The sequence below is a fragment of the Arthrobacter sp. Z1-9 genome (assembly GCF_054792695.1).
This window is the reverse complement of the sequence record NZ_CP096456.1, coordinates 814,283-833,254: the sequence shown is the minus strand read 5'-3', so window position 1 is coordinate 833,254 and position 18,972 is coordinate 814,283. Positions and strand designations below refer to the sequence as shown.

The 18,972-nt window shown below is 66.7% G+C and carries 19 protein-coding genes; 11 read left to right on the top strand and 8 right to left on the bottom strand.

Going from position 1 to position 18,972, the window contains the following annotated elements:
* Nucleotides 1-81: 81 nt before the first annotated feature.
* The gene (gene yczE / locus M1D93_RS03970; RefSeq protein ID WP_461173882.1) at nt 82-738 is read right to left on the bottom strand and encodes a membrane protein YczE; all 657 of its coding nucleotides are present in this window, start codon (nt 736-738) and stop codon (nt 82-84) included.
* Between the two features lie 61 nt (nt 739-799).
* Between yczE and yczR the strand changes: the two genes are divergently transcribed.
* Nucleotides 800-2,326 carry a MocR-like transcription factor YczR gene (gene yczR, locus M1D93_RS03965; protein WP_461173881.1) on the top strand — a complete coding sequence of 509 codons (1,527 nt, stop codon included), beginning with the start codon at nt 800-802 and terminating at the stop codon, nt 2,324-2,326.
* A gap of 28 nt (nt 2,327-2,354) precedes the next feature.
* On the opposite strand, the gene M1D93_RS03960 is transcribed toward yczR, so the two are convergent.
* On the bottom strand, nt 2,355-2,876 hold the full coding sequence (locus M1D93_RS03960) for a DUF4188 domain-containing protein (RefSeq protein WP_461173880.1): 522 nt from the start codon (nt 2,874-2,876) through the stop codon (nt 2,355-2,357).
* Between the two features lie 78 nt (nt 2,877-2,954).
* Between M1D93_RS03960 and M1D93_RS03955 the strand changes: the two genes are divergently transcribed.
* From M1D93_RS03955 to M1D93_RS03945, 3 genes are all read left to right on the top strand, one after another.
* Nucleotides 2,955-3,557, top strand: coding sequence for a TetR/AcrR family transcriptional regulator (locus M1D93_RS03955; protein WP_461173879.1), 603 nt, complete (start codon nt 2,955-2,957; stop codon nt 3,555-3,557).
* Between the two features lie 61 nt (nt 3,558-3,618).
* Nucleotides 3,619-4,587 carry an RluA family pseudouridine synthase gene (locus tag M1D93_RS03950; RefSeq protein ID WP_461174919.1) on the top strand — a complete coding sequence of 323 codons (969 nt, stop codon included), beginning with the start codon at nt 3,619-3,621 and terminating at the stop codon, nt 4,585-4,587.
* Nucleotides 4,588-4,660: 73 nt separating this feature from the next.
* A complete protein-coding gene (locus M1D93_RS03945) occupies nt 4,661-5,281 on the top strand; it encodes a DedA family protein (RefSeq protein WP_461173878.1) in 621 nt (206 codons plus the stop codon).
* A 6-nt stretch (nt 5,282-5,287) separates the two neighbouring features.
* Here the strand turns inward: M1D93_RS03945 and M1D93_RS03940 are convergent, their stop codons facing one another.
* The 3 genes from M1D93_RS03940 to M1D93_RS03930 all read right to left on the bottom strand — a co-directional run bounded on the left by M1D93_RS03940 (nt 5,288) and on the right by M1D93_RS03930 (nt 9,325).
* Nucleotides 5,288-5,593, bottom strand: a complete 306-nt coding sequence (locus tag M1D93_RS03940; RefSeq protein ID WP_461173877.1) for a hypothetical protein — start codon at nt 5,591-5,593, stop codon at nt 5,288-5,290.
* 242 nt (nt 5,594-5,835) lie between these two features.
* Nucleotides 5,836-8,667 carry a phosphoenolpyruvate carboxylase gene (ppc, locus tag M1D93_RS03935; RefSeq protein WP_461173876.1) on the bottom strand — a complete coding sequence of 944 codons (2,832 nt, stop codon included), beginning with the start codon at nt 8,665-8,667 and terminating at the stop codon, nt 5,836-5,838.
* Between the two features lie 112 nt (nt 8,668-8,779).
* Nucleotides 8,780-9,325 (bottom strand): hypothetical protein, encoded by a 546-nt coding sequence (locus tag M1D93_RS03930; RefSeq protein ID WP_461173875.1) that lies wholly within the window; start codon nt 9,323-9,325, stop codon nt 8,780-8,782.
* 92 nt (nt 9,326-9,417) lie between these two features.
* Here M1D93_RS03930 and M1D93_RS03925 point away from each other — a divergent pair, with 92 nt between their 5' ends.
* Nucleotides 9,418-10,245, top strand: coding sequence for a DUF1684 domain-containing protein (locus M1D93_RS03925; protein ID WP_461173874.1), 828 nt, complete (start codon nt 9,418-9,420; stop codon nt 10,243-10,245).
* 20 nt (nt 10,246-10,265) lie between these two features.
* On the opposite strand, the gene M1D93_RS03920 is transcribed toward M1D93_RS03925, so the two are convergent.
* Nucleotides 10,266-11,489 carry an acyl-CoA dehydrogenase family protein gene (locus M1D93_RS03920; RefSeq protein WP_461173873.1) on the bottom strand — a complete coding sequence of 408 codons (1,224 nt, stop codon included), beginning with the start codon at nt 11,487-11,489 and terminating at the stop codon, nt 10,266-10,268.
* On the bottom strand, nt 11,486-12,322 hold the full coding sequence (locus M1D93_RS03915; protein WP_461173872.1) for an SDR family NAD(P)-dependent oxidoreductase: 837 nt from the start codon (nt 12,320-12,322) through the stop codon (nt 11,486-11,488). The genes M1D93_RS03920 and M1D93_RS03915 overlap by 4 nt, the downstream gene beginning before the upstream one ends.
* Nucleotides 12,323-12,458: 136 nt before the next feature.
* On the opposite strand from M1D93_RS03915, the gene M1D93_RS03910 reads away from it, so the two are divergent.
* On the top strand, nt 12,459-13,685 hold the full coding sequence (locus tag M1D93_RS03910; RefSeq protein ID WP_461173871.1) for a glycoside hydrolase family 76 protein: 1,227 nt from the start codon (nt 12,459-12,461) through the stop codon (nt 13,683-13,685).
* Here the strand turns inward: M1D93_RS03910 and M1D93_RS03905 are convergent, their stop codons facing one another.
* Nucleotides 13,686-14,291: a YdeI/OmpD-associated family protein gene (locus M1D93_RS03905; protein WP_461173870.1), complete on the bottom strand. Its 606-nt coding sequence runs from the start codon at nt 14,289-14,291 to the stop codon at nt 13,686-13,688.
* Between the two features lie 106 nt (nt 14,292-14,397).
* Between M1D93_RS03905 and M1D93_RS03900 the strand changes: the two genes are divergently transcribed.
* The 5 genes from M1D93_RS03900 to tgt all read left to right on the top strand — a co-directional run bounded on the left by M1D93_RS03900 (nt 14,398) and on the right by tgt (nt 18,960).
* Nucleotides 14,398-15,135 (top strand): VOC family protein, encoded by a 738-nt coding sequence (locus M1D93_RS03900; protein WP_461173869.1) that lies wholly within the window; start codon nt 14,398-14,400, stop codon nt 15,133-15,135.
* 9 nt (nt 15,136-15,144) lie between these two features.
* A complete protein-coding gene (locus tag M1D93_RS03895; protein ID WP_461173868.1) occupies nt 15,145-15,684 on the top strand; it encodes an NUDIX hydrolase family protein in 540 nt (179 codons plus the stop codon).
* 87 nt (nt 15,685-15,771) lie between these two features.
* Nucleotides 15,772-16,770: a DUF6707 family protein gene (locus M1D93_RS03890; RefSeq protein ID WP_461173867.1), complete on the top strand. Its 999-nt coding sequence runs from the start codon at nt 15,772-15,774 to the stop codon at nt 16,768-16,770.
* A gap of 91 nt (nt 16,771-16,861) precedes the next feature.
* The gene (locus M1D93_RS03885) at nt 16,862-17,587 is read left to right on the top strand and encodes an SRPBCC family protein (RefSeq protein WP_461173866.1); all 726 of its coding nucleotides are present in this window, start codon (nt 16,862-16,864) and stop codon (nt 17,585-17,587) included.
* Between the two features lie 32 nt (nt 17,588-17,619).
* The gene (gene tgt / locus M1D93_RS03880) at nt 17,620-18,960 is read left to right on the top strand and encodes a tRNA guanosine(34) transglycosylase Tgt (protein WP_461173865.1); all 1,341 of its coding nucleotides are present in this window, start codon (nt 17,620-17,622) and stop codon (nt 18,958-18,960) included.
* Nucleotides 18,961-18,972 lie beyond the last annotated feature (12 nt).

Genomic DNA, 18,972 nt, shown 5'->3' with positions numbered 1-18,972 from the left:
CATCCTGGCGCGCCCAGGGCAAGGAGCCCTGCCGGGGTCCCGGGAATCTTGTTTGGCAAGCCCGCCCCGGGGACTCCTGGACTAGCCGTTACTGGCCAGCGGTTCCGGTGCGGCGGAGCCGGCGTCGTCACGCCCCTGAGCATCAGGTTCCGCCGGGAGTGCGGCGGGCACCATAAACACCGGGAGCAGCAGCTGGACCAGGGGCCCAATCGCGAGGGCGTAAACCACCGTGCCCACTCCCACTGAGCCGCCCAGTAGCCAGCCGACGGCCAGGACCACCACTTCAATCAGGGTGCGCGACAACCTGACCGACCATCCGGTGCGCCGGGCCAGCCCGGTCATCAGGCCGTCCCGCGCTCCGGGTCCAAACCGTGCACCGATGTAGCATGCCGAGGCGATACCGTTCAGCAGCACGGCGCCTGCGAGCATACCGGCCTGTGCGCCCAGGTGGGAGAAAGCCGGGAGGAGGGCAAGGCCGATGTCCGCGAAGACGCCCACCAGCACGGCATTGCACAACGTGCCGAACCCGGGCCGCTGCCGCAACGGAATCCAGAGAAGCAGCACCAGGAAGCTAACAATGATGACCACCAGGCCGATGCTGAGCCCGGTCCGTTCGGCCACGCCCTGATGAAAGACGTCCCATGGGTCCAGGCCAAGTCCGGCCCGGATGAACATGGCGAGAGAAATGCCGTACATGGCGAGGCCGAGGAAAAGCTGGAGGAGTCTGCGGGTCAACATGGGAACAACTATCCCCGAGAACTGGCCTTGAAATATATAGCCAGTTTGCAATACTGGCCTTATGTCTTCGCTCAGCGCCGGTGCCCTTGCCCGCCTTCTCGGCACGTGGAACGTGGGTGCGGCGCCAGCGTACCGTGAGCTGGCCGACGTCGTGCGCCTCCTTGTTCTGGACGGCCGCGTGGCGCTGGACACCGCGCTGCCCAGCGAGCGGGCACTGTCCGAATCACTGGGCGTCAGCCGCACCACTGTAACCGCAGCCTACGGCCTCCTCCGGGAGCAGGGGTTCCTTACCAGCGGCCAAGGCAGCAGGAGCCGGACCCGGATTCCACGAGCAACGCCGGCCGGCATCACGGTCCTCGCTGGCCCAATGCCTGACGGTGCAGGGCTGGCAGGCCCGGGACTGGCAGCACCCGGACTGGCCGCGCCGCAGGGGCTGATCGACCTCGCCTACGCGTCCCTTCCCGCCAGCGGTGAGGTGGTGCACCGTGCGTTCGCGGCCGCCCTCACCGAACTTCCGGCCCTGCTCCCGGGATTCGGCTATGACGCCATCGGCCTGCTCCCCCTGCGCGAGGCCGTCGCGGCACGCTACACGGCAGCCGGAGCACCGACGACGGCGGACCAGATCCTTGTGACGTCGGGCGCCCAGCACGCGCTGAATATCATCCTCCGTGCCCTGACCGGACGGCAGGACCGGGTGCTGGTGGAGCACCCCAGCTATCCGAACGCCCTTGATGCCATCCGCGCCGCCGGTTGCCGGCCAACTCCGGTGGCATTCACGGTTGCTTCCGTTGCTGGCGTTAACAGCGGCCAGGCTCCAGCCTGGGACATGCAGGCGCTTCAGTCCGCCCTGATGCAGCAGCGCCCCAAACTCGCGTACGTGGTGCCCGACTTCCACAATCCCACCGGACAAGCCATGCCGGACCTCCAGCGCCGCCACCTGGTCAGGGCGGCGGCCGCCGCCGGAACAACACTGGTGGTGGATGAAACCTTGCGGGAGCTGAACCTCGACGGCGTCGAAACGACTCCCGTGGCCGCCTTCAGTCCAGCAGTGGTAACCATCGGATCGCTCAGCAAGTCCCATTGGGCAGGTTTGCGCACCGGCTGGATCCGGGCTTCCGGCGACCTGATCCAGCGGTTCGCGGCGGCACGGACCTCCCTGGACCTGGGCGGACCTGTCATGGAACAACTGGCCGCGGCGCATCTGGTCCGGGCCCTGGACGAGCCGCTGCCGGCCCGGCTTACTGCCCTCCGGGACAGCCGTGGCGCCCTGCTGGAACTGCTGGCCGGATACCTGCCGGAGTGGGACACGGCGTACCCCTCCGGCGGCCTGTCCGTCTGGTGCACACTGCCTGCGCCCATCAGCACGGCGCTGACGGTCATCGCACCCGAACATGGGATCCGGCTGGCAGCAGGGCCGCGCTTCGGGGTTGGTGGCGCCTTCGAACGCTACCTCCGGGTGCCGTTCACCTTGCCGCCGGAGAAGCTGGAGACCGCGGTGCTTGCCCTGCGGTCGGCGCAGGACCGGCTGGACGCCGCCCCCCAGCTCCGCCGGACGCTCAAGGACGCGCCCGCCGTCGCTATTGCCTGACGGGCACGCTGCTTTCGCCTGACGGGCGTCAGGCTTGCCGAGCGGGGGCTGCTGATGCGGCGGAGGGCCTCGCAGACCTGCCCATCCGCTGCCTGGCAGTATTTTTCCCGGCTCCGACAGGGACATGGGCCGTGGCCTTCGCCAGCCCGAACAGGGGCATCCCGTTGTAGATAACCTCGATTCCGTCCGCAGGCACCTGGTAGGTCTCATGCCAGACGCCCACGTCCCCGCTCCCGGCCGTTTCCTTCATAAACCGGCGCCACGGCTCCAGGTGCGGGGACTCCCTGTCCGCGGCAAACTTCCGCAGGTGCTCCGGACTCTCCCAGTAGCTGAGCAGCAGTGTGGTCCGTCCAAACCACTGCTCATAGCCCAGCATCCCCGACGACGGCTCCCCGGCCAGGTGCTGGAGCATCCGCGGCATTGCTGCAGCAACCTTTCCAACGGTCCCCGCCCTCCACCACCGGTTTGCCCGCATGCCGATCAGGAAAACAGTGACCGATTCCCGGCCCGGGTCAGCAGTGTAGCGGCCAGAAAAAACGCTCGGCGCCATGGGAATCTCCTTGGTTTTGGTGTCGTAACGCCGTTTTATAACCGCGTTACAAAACAATGTTATGGAACAATGGACACCATGGCAAGACCCGTGGTGCATAACGACTCCCTGAAGCAAGAACTGCTGGCCGTAACTGCTGACTTGGTGGACCGGGACGGGCCTGCCAAGGTAACCCTGCGGGATGTGGCATCGGCAGCAGGAACTTCCACTACTGCCGTCTATTCCCTGTTCGGCGGGAAGTCCAAGCTCTTGACGGCGGTGGTGGATGATGGGTTCAGGTCATTCCGGGACTCGCAGGTTGCCGCCGCACCGGGTGGACTTCGTGAGCTTGGAGCCGCCTACAGGGTGTGGGCGCTGGAGCATCGCGCGCTGTACCGGCTGATGTTCGGCGGCGCTCTGGCGGCCTACGTGGATTGCCAGCCCAGCCCGGAGGTGGCTGCAGGCGCCATGAAACCCCTCATGGAAGCCGTTGCTGCCGCGCAATCCGGCGGGGCCTTGCGGCCGGCGCCGGTTGAGGTGGCCGCTTTCGCGATCTGGGGCCAGGTGCACGGCCTGGTGAGCCTCGAGCTCGCCCAGGTGGGCCCGCCGGGTGCCGACTGGGCGGCTGCCTACAGCGCAGCCCTCGACGCCATCGCCCGCGGCTGGGCCAGCCCGCAAGCGGACGGAAGCGGCGGAGGGTGACGGGGTGCCCAGTCCCGGGAGCGCTTCAGGCAGCAACCGCGCCCCGTAGAATTGTCCGGTGATGCAATCCCCCCTCCCCGTGCGCGACGGCGTTAATGCCACCCGCCTGCGCTTGCCCGTTGAGGGTCCCTGGGATACCGCGATGGACTACATGATGCACCGCTGGGGGCATATTGATCCGCAGGGCATCGAGGACAGGTTCGACGCCGGCGAGATCGTTGGCGAGGGCGGCACCCCGCTGAGCCGCTCCACGCCGCTGCAGGACCATACGTTCATCTGGTACTACCGGACACTGCCGCCTGAAACCCGCATTCCCGTGGAGCTGGGCATCCTGCACCAGGACGAGCATCTGCTGGTGGTGGACAAGCCGCACTTCCTGCCCACCACCCCCGGCGGCACCTACATCCAGGAATCCGCCCTGGTGCGCCTGCGGAATCAGCTGGACCTGCCGGACCTGATTCCCATGCACCGGCTGGACCGGATGACGGCCGGCGTCCTGCTGTTCTCCACGAACCCGGACACCCGCGGCAAGTACCAGGTGCTTTTTGAAAAGCGCCAGGTCCAAAAAAACTACGAGTGCGTGTCCGCCGCAGAGCCCGCCGAAGGGTATCCCGCCGTCGAATTTCCCGTGGTGGTGCGCAACCGCATGACCAAGTCCCGCAGCTACCTGCTGGCCGAGGTGATTGTCGGCGAGCCCAACGCAGAAACGCGGATTGAGCGGCTGGAAACGTTCGACGGGGGTGCTTCAGTCACTGTTGCGGCAGCTGGCAGTCCGGTGCGCCGGGCGCTGTACCGGCTGGAACCCCACACCGGAAAAACGCACCAGCTGCGGGTGCACATGGCTTCCCTGGGGTTGGGAATCGTCAACGATGCGTTCTACCCGGAGTTGCTGGACAAGGCTCCGGACGACTATACAAAGCCCCTGCAGCTCCTGGCCCGCGGCATCCGGTTCGTGGATCCCATCTCCGGAAAGCCGGTGGAGTACCGCAGCCGCCTGCAGCTCAGCGAGGCGGCCCGGAGCCGTTCCTGAAGGATGCGCCGGGCTGCCCGCAGCAACTTCTGGCTCCCCGGCTTGGGCGGGCAAAGTGCGGTACCTTGTGGCAATGGACTTCGGCAGCGCTGACAGCTGGGGGACGGCCATCTATTTCTGGATCATCCCCATCGTGCTGGGCGACGCCATCTTTCCGCCGGTCCCGTCCGAGATGGTGGTGATCACCGGCGGAGCCCTTTCCGCTGACGGCCGGGCCAACGTGTTACTGGTGTTGGCCCTGTCCGCCCTGGCCTCCTGGCTGGGCGATGTTGTGGTGTTCCAACTGTTCAGGAAGCGGCTGAGCCACGTCCTCGACCGCTGGAAGTGGGGCCGGCGTGTGCACTCCGGAATCCACATCGCCATTGCGAAGGCCGGCCGCTCGTCCACGTACGGGACCATCATCGGGGCCAGGTTCATTCCGGGCGGACGGCTGGCCACGTCCGCCGCTGCCGGGATCGCGAACGTCTCGGTCCGCGGGTTCAGCCTGTGCGCCGGGCTCGGGGCGTTGCTCTGGGCCTGCTGGCTCGTTGGCCTGGGCTACTTCACCGGTTCCGCCACGGGCCTGCCCTTCTGGGCCAGCTCCCTGATCGGCGTGGCGCTGGGACTGGTGATCGGCGTCGTCGTCGGCATCATTGTGACCCGGCGCCGGGGCGACCGATCGCCGGTGGAAGAGCCGGACCCTCCCCTGGCGTAGCTCCTTTCAGACAGGCGCCCAGCGGCCCCTGTTGCGGCGCAGCACCATCAGCGAGCCGGTCAGCGCAACGCGTTCGACGGCGTCGCGCATCATGGCTGCCGATTCCAGCGCCTGCCGGTTCTCGCCGCTGTACTCGGTCGCCTCGACGAGGAACCGCAGGTTCAGCTGCGGCACTCCACCGGCAATCTGCAGCTGGTTCGACTCCACGTGGTGGCGTGTTTCCAGCGCCTCCACTGCTGCATCCATGACGGCTTCAGGCGGATTGCCGGGGCGCAGGCCCGTGATCTTCAGGCGGGTTTGGAACGATGGCATGCCTCCAACCCTACCCAGACGCTCTCCCATTTAATGCTGGAAACCCCAAACGCTCCATCACCTGACGCAGGAAAAACCCGAACGCCCCACCACCTCACGCAGGAAAAACCCGAACGCCCCACCACCTCACGCAGGAAACGCCCGAACGCTCCATCACCTTGAACTGCGAGAGCGTCGGGGAAATGGCCACATCAAGTGAGAGAGCGTTTGGGGAAAACCCACGTTAAGTGAGAGAGGGTGGGTTACCCGGTGTTGCGGAGGCCGGCCGCCACGCCGTTGACGGTGATCAGCATGGCCCGCTGCAGGCGTTCGTCAATCTCGGTTGCGGTGATGCCGTCTGCTTTCTCAGCGGCCTTGGCAGCTTCCGCGCGGACACGGCGAAGGAGTTCCACCTGCAGGTAGCTGATGGGGTCCAGGTACTGGTCACGGATCTCGAGAGAGCGCTTGAGCGTGGGCTGGGCGTCCAGGAGCAGGTTCTCGCCGGTCAGGTTCTGGACCTCGGCAACCGTCAGCTCATATTCCTCGCGGATGGCCCGGAAGATGTGGTGCAGCTCGTCGGGGACCAGGGTTGAAACGTAGTACCCGGCAATGTCCAGGTCAGTCTTGGCGAGGGTCATCTCCACGTTGGAAAGCACTGACCGGAAGAAGTGCCAGTTCTCCCACATCTCCACCAGCTGCGCCGAGTTTCCCGCCTCGCGGGCAGCCTTGAGGCCTGAGCCGACACCGAACCAGCCGGGGACGATCTGCCGGGACTGCGTCCAGCCGAAAACCCACGGGATGGCGCGCAGGCCGCCGAGCCCTGCGCCGGAGTCCGGGCGCTTGGACGGGCGGGAGCCGATGTTCAGGGAGCCCAGCTGTTCCACGGGCGTGGAGGCCAGGAAGTAGGCGGGCAGGTCGGGGTCATCGATCAGTTTCCGGTACTGCCCAAAGGCGGCGTCGGAAATTGTTTCCATTACGTGCCCGTACCGTTCGCGCTGGTCCGCGGAGGTGCGCGGATCCCGGTGCAGGGCTGAACCCTGCAGCACGGCGGCGAGGGACAGTTCGAGGTTTTCCCGGGCCAGCTCGGGCAGCGAGTACTTGTCCGAGATGACCTCGCCCTGTTCCGTGAATTTGATTTCACCCTCGAGGACGCCGTTGGGCTGGGCAAGGATGGCATCGTACGTGGGTCCGCCGCCGCGGCCCACGGACCCGCCGCGGCCGTGGAACAGGCGCACGCGCACGCCATGCTTGGCCGCCACGTCCCGCAGCTTGCGCTGGGTTTTGTGGATTTCCCACTGGCTGGTCATCACGCCGGATTCCTTGTTGGAGTCCGAGTAGCCGAGCATGACCTCCTGGACGTCCCCGCGGAGGCGCACGAGTTCCCGGTAGGAGGGATCGGACAGGAGCTGGTCCACGATTTCCGCGGAGGCGCGGAGCTCCTCCACTGTCTCCAGCAGCGGCGCGAACCCGATTTTTGCGTACGGCTTTTCGCCGAAGAGGTTCACCAGGCCGGCTTCACGCGCCAGGACGGCGGCGGCGAGCACGTCGTCGGCGCCGCGGGTCATGGAGATGATGTACGTCTCGATGACGTCCGGACCGTAGGTGCGCAGGGCGCGGCGGATTTCACGGAAGACGTCGTACGTGCCGTCAGCGGCGCCGTCGAGCTTGATCGGGTGGCCGGAGAGCGGCCGGCGGGACGCGAGTTCGGAGCCGAGGACTTCGAAGCGTTCCCCGCGGCTCAGTTCGGCGTACCGCAGCCCGGGACCGCCAATCCGGTCCATGAGCTGGCCCACGGCGTCGTGGTGGTGGTCGGCGTGCTCGCGGATGTCCAGGGTGGCCAGGTGCAGGCCGAAGGAGGCCACTGCGCGGCGGACCCGGGCAAGAGCACCATCGGCAGCGAGCGACGCCGAATGGTTGCGGAGCGAGATTTCCAGCAGTTCGAGGTCCGCGAGGAGTTCGCCGGTTCCGCTGTAGTCCCGGCCGTGCTCGTGGTTGGAGTTTGCAGCCACCCGCTTGCCGGTGTTGATCAGCTTGGCCTTGATGCAGGTGAGCTTCAGGCGGTACGGCTCCTGGGCGTTGAGCTCCAGGACGCGCCGGTCCAGCCCGGGCAGCTTCTTCAAGTCCGCGTCAATGGAATCGAGCAGTTCCTGGTCCGCGCCGGCGAGGGCCGTGGAGTTGGAGAGGATGGAGATCAGTTCGTCGATCATGCCGATGCTGATCCGGATGGCGTGCTGGTTTTGGATCTGCAGGATTTCCCGCGTTACGGCCGCTGTGACGTTGGGGTTGCCGTCCCGGTCCCCGCCGATCCAGGAACCGAAGCGGATGGGGGCGTCCTGGGACGCGAGGCTGACTCCATGTTCGCCCAGCAGTTCAGCCAGTTCGGTCAGCATTTCCGGCATGGCATCGGTGAGGATGCCGCCCAGGTAGTAGATCGCGTTGCGGGCTTCGTCCACCGGCGTGGGGCGGACTTGGCGGAGTTCGTCGGTCTGCCACATCTGGTCGATAATCTCGGCGAGCTGGCGGTCCTGGCGGCGGCGGGCAGTGGTGCCCTCGGCCGTGGGCTGGGCCAGCACGTCGGAAAGCTTGCGGATCTTATCGAGCACCGAACGGCGCGAGGCTTCGGTGGGGTGCGCAGTGAAAATGGGCCGGACATCGAGCCCGTTGACCACTTCCTGCAGCACGCCCGGACCGGCCTGTTCAGCAATCTCATTGACGGTTTTCGCGAGCCAGCCATCCTTTTCCTCCCGGGTCCGCAGGCCCCGCACGCGGTGGACCTGTTCTGCGGCGTTGGCGAGGTGGAAGTAGAAAGCGAACGCCCGGACCAGGTCGGTGGCCTGCTCGATGGGCAGGGAGCCGAGGAGTTCGCGGACCTGCGCCACGACGTCGTGCGCGCTCCAAGGGCCGGTGGCATCCGCACCGCCGCGGGCAGCTTCCTTGGACTCCTTGGTGAGGAGGCGCACCTGCTCCACGAGGTCCAGGAGCTCGGGTCCGTGCTGGCGGACCAGTGATTCGCCCAGCAGCGTGGAGACGCGCCGGACGTCTGCCCTCAGTTCAGAGGCAAGATCGGTTTCGGGATTTGTTGCAGTGTGAGCCATGGAAACTATCTTTCGAGGGTTCGGACTTGGCTCGTACACTGCGCTGGATACTGTGAGCCACGTAACTAGCTAAAGATGCTACCCGCAGTGCGGCGTCCCGCGGCAATCCGTCTCAGATAATGTCCTCGGCGGGATAACCGACGTGCCGTTTCACCCGCTCAAGCTCCGCGCGCAGCCTTTCGAGCTCGGTGGCGTGCCTGGCGACTTCGGCAGTCCGCCGCCTGGCGGCCCGGGCGCTGCCCGCCAGGACCAGCAGCCCCACGGGTACGGTAACGGCCAGAGCCCAGCCTGCCGCCGCAAAGTAATCCAGCGCCACCGGAAGGGCAGACTGGAAGTCGATGAAGTCGTTGACGCCGTCCGCCATGCCGCCCAGTGCCCCTTCAAGGGGCTTCAGGAAGTCCCCCACCACCGGGGCTCCGGACAAGGACGGCGCACTCAGTTTGGACTGCGCGTCGCCGCCCCAACGCCCGTCGGCCAAATGGTTAAGGACATAAATACCTGCACCCACGCTCGCAGTGATGAACACCAGCAGCGATGCCAGGACCGCCTGGTCCGGGCGGCGCGGACGCCAGGCGAGCATGGCCACTCCGCACACAGCCGCAACAATCCAGGTCAACCACTTGAGCCACTCAGCGCTTACGCCCGCCAAAATATCCACGCCACCATTCAACCGTGTGGACAGGCTTGCCGCGGAATGAACCCCTGCCCTGCGCGGTTGTAGCCGTGGCAGGCAGACCTCCGAAAGGAACCATGAGCACCACTCCAACCGCCAAGGTGGAGCGCTGGCAGCGCTTCCGCGACAACCGGAACAAGGCCCTGGCCGCCCCGCACGGCTGGCTGACCCTCACCTCCTTCCAGTGGCTGGAGGACTCGCCCGCCGCCGTCGAACTGGCGCCTGGGCTGTGGTCAACGGACGGTACGACGGCGGCACTCACCGCAGTGCCCGCTGACGGGCTGTCCCTGGTGGAGTCGGGCGAAACGGTCGAGGGCACGGTTTCCGCCGCCCTCGCCGATGAGGAGTCGCTGATGTGGGTCCAGTTCGGGGGCGGGGACGGGGCGCAGGTTGTGGTGGAGCTGGCTATGCGCGGAGGCAGGTACGCCATCCGCACCCGGGACGCCGGCTCGCCCGTTTTCACCGGATTCGAGGGCGTTCCCACCTACCCGTATGACCCCCTCTGGGAGGTGAGCGGAACGTTTGAGCCCTATCCTGAGCCCGTGGAGGTGCCCATCGCCACCGCCAACCCGCTGGTGGACGGCATCCACCGCACGGTGGGTGACGTGGTGTTCCGCCTTCCCGGGAGCGGGCACGAGTTCCGGCTGCAGGCGGAGGAGGAAAAGCTGGGCGCCCTGACCGTGACGTTCCACGATGAAACAAACGGCGACACCACCGACGACTGGCGCAAGCTCGCCCTGCCCCGCCCCCGCCCGGACGGGTCCGTGGTCCTGGATTTCAACCGCGCCATCAACTACCCCAGCGCCTTTACCCCCTACGGCACCTGCCCCATGCCCGTGAAGAACAACTCGCTGGACGTCCGTGTTGAGGCGGGCGAGATGCAGCCCTATCCGCCCGGTGGGTAAACCGGCCTACTCACCCAGGGCTAGACGATGGCCGAGACCCCCGTGACGGCACGGCCCACGATCAGGGTGTTGATCTCGAAAGACCCTTCGTAGGTGTAGATTGCCTCCGCGTCCGAAAAGATCTTTGCCATCCGGTAATCGGTCACGATGCCGTTCCCGCCCAGGATCGAACGGCCCAGCGCCACAGTCTCCCGCATCCGGGCGCTGAGGTAGGACTTAGCCAGGGCCACGTGCGGCATGTCGGCGGCGCCCTCGTCCTGCAGCCTGGCCAGCCCCACCATCATGGCCATGCTCGCCACGGCGTTGCCCAGCATGGTCACCAGCTGCTGCTGGACCAGCTGAAACTGGGCCAGCGGGCGTCCGAACTGGTGACGTTCGACGGCGTACTGCCGGGCGACGTCGAACGCCGCCAGCTGCTGGCCCACGGCCTGCCACGCGACCATGATGCGTGAACCGCGCAGCAGCTCGTTGGTGTCCTCGAAGCTGTTTATGGCAGCGAAGCGGTCCGCCTCCGCCACCCGCACGTTGGCGAAAACAATGTCGGCGTTCTGGACAGTCCGCAGGGCGATCTTGTTTTCGATCCGGGACCGGCTGACGCCCGGCAGGGTGGCGTCCACGATGAAGCCGCGTACTGACCTGTCCGCCTCGTCCCGGGCCCAGACCAGCATGTAGTCGCAGAACGTCCCGTTGCCGATCCACCGCTTGGCGCCGTTCAGCACCCAGGTGTCGCCGCCGTCGTCGGGCTGTCCCGTGGTGGATGAGATCCTCCGTGCCCGCGTCTCCATTCCTCCCGCGACGTCGGAGCCGTGGTCCGGTTCGGTCAGGGCGAAGGCCCCGGTGATGCGCAGGTTGGCGGCGTCATCGAGAAGCCGCTGCCTCTGTTCCGCGGTGCCGAAGGCGTACAGGGACTCGACAAAAAGGTCGTGATGGACCAGGAAAAAGGTGGCGATCGAGGTGTCGACGCGGGTCATTTCGGCGATCACCAGTCCGGCGAACAGGTGGCTGTAACCGCGCTGCGCCGGGGTGCTGAGCTGCAGGGCTGCCAGTTTGGGCAGGATATGCGCCGGGAATTCAGCCTTGTTCCACCAGTCCCCCGCGAAGGGGGCAATCTCCGTTGCCAGGAACTCCCGCAGTTCGGCCAGCTTCTCCCGTTCGGCCTGGTTCAGCAGCGATTCGACGTCGAAGAAGTCCGCCGAGGGCAAGCCGGACATGGTTGCAGCGGCGTCACGGGCGGCGCCTGTCATTTCGGCCCCATGCGGATGGCGCCGTCAAGGCGGATGGTTTCGCCGTTGAGCATGGCGTTGTCCACGATGTGCGCCACCAGGTTGGCGTATTCCTCGGGCTTGCCCAGCCTCGAGGGGTGCGGCACCTGGGCGCCCAGGCAATCCTGTGCTTCCTGCGGCAACCCCGCCATCATGGGCGTTTCAAAGATTCCCGGAGCGATGGCCACCACGCGCACCAGCGAGCGCGCAAGCTCCCGTGCCAGGGGCAGGGTCATGGCCGCCACCGCGCCCTTGGAAGCAGCGTAGGCAGGCTGGCCGATCTGTCCCTCAAAAGCAGCCACGGAGGCGGTGTTGATGATGACCCCGCGTTCCGGCCCACCCAGTTCGGTGGTGGCCGGCTCGGTGGCAACCATTGCCGCTGCCGCCAGGCGCAGCACATTGAAGGTCCCCACGAGGTTGACCTGGATGACCCGGTTGAACGCCTCCAGCGGAAGCACGCCCTCCCGGCCCAGCACCTTCCCGGGGGTGGCGATGCCTGCGCAGTTCACCACAATCCGCAACGGTCCGAGGGCGGTGGCGGCGTCGACGGCGGCCTGTACATCAGCTTCGTTCGTCACGTCCGCAGGGACAAAGACGGCGGACTTTCCCAGGTCCCTTGCCGGACTTCCGGCCTGGCCGCTGTTGACCCGTTCGCTGTTCAACGCGTTCAGCTCCTCCGCGAGGGCTGCGCCCGCGGAGGAGGGAAGGTCAACAAGCACTACTGTTGCCCCGTCGTCGAACAGCTTGCGCGCAGTGGCGGCTCCCAGGCCAGAGGCACCTCCGGTTACCAACGCAACGCTGCCTGGAACGTCCATACATCCTCCTTGATGCGTGACTGCTTCGGCAGGAAACCGCGAAGCATTAGTTAGTGCATGTTAACTGAAATTGCGACGGGTCCGCACCATCGGCCCCTCCCCCGGCATACCGCTGCGCCCGGCTAGGGTGGAAGCCATGACTTCCGCGGATGCTTCCCCTCCCGTTGACTGGGCGGAAAGGGCCAACGAGGCCGCACGGTCGGTGACGGCGCTGTTCGGCGGGAAGCTGTTCTTCCTGCCCGGGACGCACCTCGGCGCGGTGGCGTGGCCCGACCCTGCCTGGCGGGGCGGCCTGAAGGCCAAACTGCTCCAGCCCTGGCACTACTGGTGGCAGGCCCACTATGCCGACTGCCTGTTGGATGCGGGCCGGCGGGAACTGCGCAACGGCGCCACGCCCGCAGCCAGATTCGATGGTGCCGGCAAGCCCAGTGCCGGCAAGCTCGCTTCCCGGCTGGTGACCGGAATGTGGTTGCGCAACGCCTTTACGTTCGTGAACAACTACTACGACGACATGGCCTGGCTCGCCCTCGCCGTCCTCCGGCTCGACCAGCTGGCGGCGGAGACCTGCAAGCCGGGGCGCCACCGGAATGCAGGGGTCCGCAAATCCCTGACCCTGCAGTTTGACGCGGCATGCACCAGCGACCTGGGCGGGGGCGCTTTCTGGAGCAAAAAACGGGACTTCAAGAACACCCCCGCCACTGCACCCATCGCGCTTTACTATGCCCGCACCGGCCACCCTGAAAAGGCGCAGTCGCTGCTGGACTGGCTGGACGCCACCCTCTTTGATCCGGACCAAGGGCTCTACCTGGACGGTGCGCGGCTGGGCCCGGACGGGAACGCGGTGATCGACAGGGCGCTCTACACCTACAACCAGGGCCCGGTCCTGGGCGCACAGCTTGAGCTCGGCGGGGACGCGAACCTCTCCAGGGCGGCGGAAGTGGTGGAGGGGGTAGCGCGGCTGCTGACGGTTCCGGTGCAGCATGGCCCGGCAGCTCCCGGCACCGTGGGTGCCCACCGGACAGCGCTGCGCTGCGAGGGAACGGGCGACGGCGGCCTCTTCACCGGGATTCTGTGCCGTTACCTTGCCCTCGTCGCCGTCGATGTCCGGCTTCCCGACCGGACACGGGCTACCGCTGCCCGCCTGGTGTTCGACACCGCAGGGGCGTTGTGGGAGGGAAAGCGGCCGGCTGCCCCAGGCGGAGGAGGCGGCAGCACGGAATGGCCCGGAAGGTTCGTTTTCTCGATGCACGCCGCCGCTCCCGCGGACATTACCTACCCGCCCGGAGCCGTCGTCGAACTCTCCACGCAGCTTCAGGCATGGATGGTCTTCGAGGCCGCCGCTTCCATCACCGCGGCCGGCTGATTACTGTGGCACCGCCGGTGGCCGCTTCTTCTGCGGGTAGGGTGCCTCCCCGCGGGCCAGCATCTCCACGAACCCGGCAATCTTCCGCTCCCGCGTGGCAGCCTGCTTGACGGAGTTGGTCCGGTAAATCAGGGCGAAGCGGTTGGTCCTGGTGAGGACGTCGAACATAGCCTGGGCGGCGGGAACCGCGGCTATTGCCGCTGCCAGGTCCGCCGGAACTTCGGCTGTTGCCTGTCCTTCGTAAGCCTTGTCCCAGCGGCCATCTGCCTTCGCCGCGTTGACGGCTGCCCACCCGGCGTCGGTCATCCGACCGTCGGCCTCCAGGCGGGCCACGTACGTGACGTTCCTCGCCGACCAGGGGCTTTTGGGTCCCCGGGGCGTCATCCGCTGGAAGGAGCTTTCCGCATCCCGGCGCCTGGCCTGGCCGTCGATCCAGCCGAAGCAGAGAGCCTCGTCCAGCGCAGCCGCATAGTCCAGCCCGGTGACGTTTCCGCCCTTCTTGTGCAGGACCAGCCAGACACCTGGGCTGGTTGTGTGGTGTTCCTCCAGCCAGCTGCGCCAGGCGAAGGCATCGGGCACCAGCAGTTCCTCAAGTTCAACAGCCATGGCCCTATTCTGCTCCTGCAGACCGGCAGTACAAGCGCAAGCGACACCCAGCGGGCCACGTGGCAGGATGGCACCAGAGTCCCGTTGATTATGCGAAGGGGAAGCCATGCTCCGCGTCCGCCCGCTTCATTTCACGTCCAAGATGGAATCATGGGAGCGGCTTCTCACCGCCCTGGGTCTGGTCCTGACCGAGGGCGATACGGGGTCCCGCGTCTTCGACGCCGGCTCGGGCCGCTTGGCCCTCCAGGGCGTACCGGAAGGAGCAGCAGAGGACGGAAGCACAGCACTGGCAGTGGAGGTGGGCGACCTGGCTGAGTTTGCCCGCCGCACCAACCTCTCGGCACAGGATGAAGGAACCACCCCCGCGGAAATCGTCATGGCCGACCATGGTGAGGCCTGCAGGATCACCGGGCCGGACGGTTTCACTTTCCTGGCCGGCAAAGCTGCCCCCGGCGCCGCCCCGGCCGGCGGCGCGGACCCGGCCCTCGCCGTCGTCGGGGTCTGGTTGACGGAGGATCCCGCCGCCGCTTCCCAGACACTGCAGCACATCGGCGCCCGCCCCCGCCCCGCGCCGGACGCCGACGAAACCGCCGACTTCACCGCCAAGAACGGCGGCGTGCTGCTGGTGCGTCCAGCGTCCGGCAGTCCACGCTCCGGGCTGGGCTTTGAGTACGACGGCGGCCTGGATCCACTGCGGGAACGGCTCGCCGCCGCCGGGTACGAGGGCAGCATTACCGAGGAGGCTTTTGGCAGGACGCTCCACCTGCCCAACCCGGATGCGGGGCCCGCCGCGCACCATGTGCCCGCGACGGTGTGGATCTCCGAGCGGCGTCCCATGCGGTAGAACTTAACCATGAACGTGCGCACTCCTGACCCGAACCCCGGCTGGCTTTCCGAAGAAGACCTCTTTGAGGCGCGCGGGCGGCTGCCCATGGTTTACGTCGAGGCAGTGCCTGTCCGGTTGGATCCGCTGGGCTTCGTCAATGAGGTCGGAACCCTCCTCCAGGCTGACGAGGACGGGACCATGATCCGCTCCCTCGTTTCCGGCCGCGTCATCTACCGCGAGACCATCCGCGCAGCCCTTCTCCGGCACATGGAGAAGGACCTCGGCCCGCTGGCGTTCCCTCAACTGCCCATCAGTCCGGTCCCCTTCACCGTGGCGGAGTACTTCCCCGCTCCATCCCAGACCGGCTTCACTGATGAGCGCCAACACGCCGTCTCCCTGGCCTACGTAATCCCCGTGACCGGCGAATGCGAGCCCCGCCAGGACGCCCTTGAACTCACCTGGATGACACCGGAGGAAGTGCTGAGTCCCGGCGTCCAAATGGAGTTCAGCGGCGGGCGCGGCGGCCTCATCCGCCAGGCACTGGCGTTCGCGGGCGTAGGGTTCTGACACCCTCGGCCGAACCCGGCGTCCCCGACTTCCGGCACCCTCCTTTGTAGACTGTAGGGCGGACCGCAAGAGAACTTAAGGACTCCCATGACCGAAACACCAGCCGCCAGGCACCATCGTGAACAGCAGGCTGGATCCCTGACCACCGGCGACCTCATCCTCCTGCCTGACGGTGAACGGACGGCGGAGATCCAACAGGTGGAGCTGGAATCGGACGATTTCGGCGCGCCTGCGCTGGTACTCGCCAGTTTGGCCGGCGGCGGGACACTGCGCATCGCCGTTGGCACGACCGTGACGGTAATTGACGTAGCGGCCGACGGCGTGGCGCCGCTTCCGCTGCCGGGAATGCCTTCGGAGGTGGCGGGGCAGGAGCAGCCCGGCGGGACTCCCGCCGCCGCACCGGCGCCTCCCGCCGTCGTCGTGCCTCCCCTGCCCCCGGTTCCGCCGGCCGCCAGCGGCCCCAGCGAGGAGGAACTCGCCCTGATCCCTGCTGCGAAAGGCACGCCGGAATCGGTGGTGGAAGCCGCAGCGGAAGCCCACCCGGACGCGATGGGAGTGCTGCTCCTGGCTGACCGCCTGGCCAAGGGCGTCAACTTCAAGTCCGGCAGCTGCCTCAAGGACCTCAGCGACCTCGCCCACGAACTCTTCATCACCCTCAAGGACGCGGACGGTTCCCTGGCCGTCGCCGACCTGCTCAACGTCCTGCCTTATGACGGGAATCCCGGCCGCTGGGCCTCGGTTGAAGCGTCCCTGGCATTGTCCAGCTACATCTGCCGGCAGGACGGCCAAAAGGAGCGGGCAGAGGTTTACGAACGGCTGATCCGCACGCCGGAAAACCAGGAGACCGATCCGTTCAAGGCAAGGATGGCGGCAAAGGTCCGGCAGCGCTCACTCAACGAGCCCAACCTGTATGACAAGGAAATCTTTCGGTCCATCGACAACTCCAACCACGACGCCGAACGGGAATGGCGGCTGCTGCGGCTCGAATCCCTGTTGTTCCTCCGGGCCCACGGTGGTTCGGAAACCATCGGGCTGGGCGAACTGGAACGCCGCATCAGCAACGAACTCGAGGCTGTCCGCTCCTGAGTCCTGCCGTCTTGCTTCCTCGGCGCTGCGGCGGGATCACTGAAGAAATTGCCCCTATCCGCCGCCCGGGCGGAGTTGTACATTCGGGGCTATGACTAACAATCTGAGCGTCGTGATCAATGCTGACGCGCCCCAGGTCTGGACCATGCTGCGCGAACCGTCCAAAGTGGCCCAATGGCATGGCTGGCAAGCGGAGGACCTGGACGCGGAGATCAAGGAGATCTACTTCTCCTCGGACGTGGAGGAATCGCCGGACCATACCAGCCTGACCGTCCACGGCGGGGATGTCTTCGAGCTGAAGCCCGTTCCGCAGGGGACTCTGGTGAGCGTCACCCGGGCTGCCGTGGACCACAACTCCGAGTGGGCCGCCTGGGACGAGGACATCACCCAGGGCTGGCTTACGTTCCTGCAGCAGCTCCGCTTCGCGCTGGAACGCCACCCGCACGGGAAGCGCCATACCCTGTTCCTGCAGGTACCCGGCGGGCCGGGTTCCGCGATCGAAAAACTCGGCCTGTCCGAGCTCACGGCGCGCGGTGACAACTACCAGCTGCCCCTGGCCACCGGTGAGGAAATCTCCGGGAAGGTCTGGTACCGGACCAACCATCAGGTGGGCCTGACGGTGCACAGCTACGCTGACCATGGTGACGGCCTCCTGGTGGTCGCCGACCAGCTCGCCATCGAGGACGTCCGGCCCGACGGCGGGTCCATGGTGATCGTCTCCACGTACGGCCTGGGTGCCGCCAGGCTGGATTCGATCCGCAGCTCCTGGGACTCGTGGCGGGCTGAGAACTACCCCACATCCGAACCGGTGAGCTGAGCCACCCGCCCGATTGCTGGCACACTGGTACGGTGCCAGCCAACCCTGCTTCTGCTCCCTCCCCTTCGGCCGCTGCGACTGACCCCGGCCCCGGTCCTGCCTCCCCTGGCGTCGCTGCGCGGCAGTCCGAGTTCGGCTTCCGGGTGGGCACCCGCCTTGCCGAGACCTGCCCGCCGTCGGCTGCCCAGGTAGCGTCCAACGGGGGCCAGTTCCTGGGCCGCACCGGGACCATCACCACACCCCACGGTGAGATCCAGACTCCGGCGTTCATCGCCGTCGGAACCAAAGCCACCGTCAAGGCCGTGCTGCCGGAGTCCATGTCCGATCTTGGGGCCCAGGCTTTGCTGGCAAACGCCTACCACCTGTACCTGCAGCCGGGCGCGGACATCCTGGATGAGGCAGGCGGCCTCGGCGCCTTCATGAACTGGCCCGGGCCCACCTTCACCGACTCCGGCGGTTTCCAGGTGATGAGCCTGGGCTCTGGGTTCAAGAAGGTCATCGACATGAAGTCCGTTGACGCCTCCGGCCCGGACGACGCCGTCGCCCCCGGCAAGGAGCGCCTGGCCCACATCGACGACGACGGCGTCTGGTTCAAATCGCACCTGAACGGCGACAAGCACCGCTTCTCCCCTGAGATTTCCATGCAGGTCCAGCACCAGATCGGCGCGGACATCATGTTCGCCTTCGACGAGCTGACCACGTTGCAGAACTCCCGCGGCTACCAGGAGGAATCCCTGGAGCGCACCAGGCTGTGGGCACTGCGCTGCATCGAGGAGCACTTCCGCCTCACCTCGTCCCGGGTGGGCAAGCCGTACCAGGCGCTGTTCGGCGTCATCCAGGGCGCGCAGTACGAGGACCTGCGGCGGAAGGCGTGCCGGGACCTGGGCGCCATGCCGTTCGACGGGTTCGGCATTGGCGGGGCGCTGGAGAAGGAGAACCTGGGAACCATCGTGCGGTGGTGCAACGAGGAACTGCCGGAGGACAAACCCCGCCACCTGCTGGGTATTTCCGAGCCGGATGACATCTTCACCGCCATCGAGAACGGGGCTGACACCTTCGACTGCGTCTCCCCCACCCGGGTGGCGCGGAACTCGGCGTTCTACACACCTTTAGGGCGTTTCAATCTGTCCGGCGCCAAGTACAAGCGCGATTTCGGCCCGCTCCAGGACGGCTGCGACTGCTACACGTGCACCCACTATTCGCGGGCGTACATCCACCACCTGTTCAAGGCCAAGGAGATGCTGTCCGCCACGCTGATCTCCATCCACAACGAGCGGTTCGTGGTGAAGATGGTGGACGACGCCCGGCTGGCCATCGAATCCGGGACCTTCTTCGACTTCAAGGCCGAGACTCTGGCGCTGTACTACTCCTGAGCCGGCCCGACC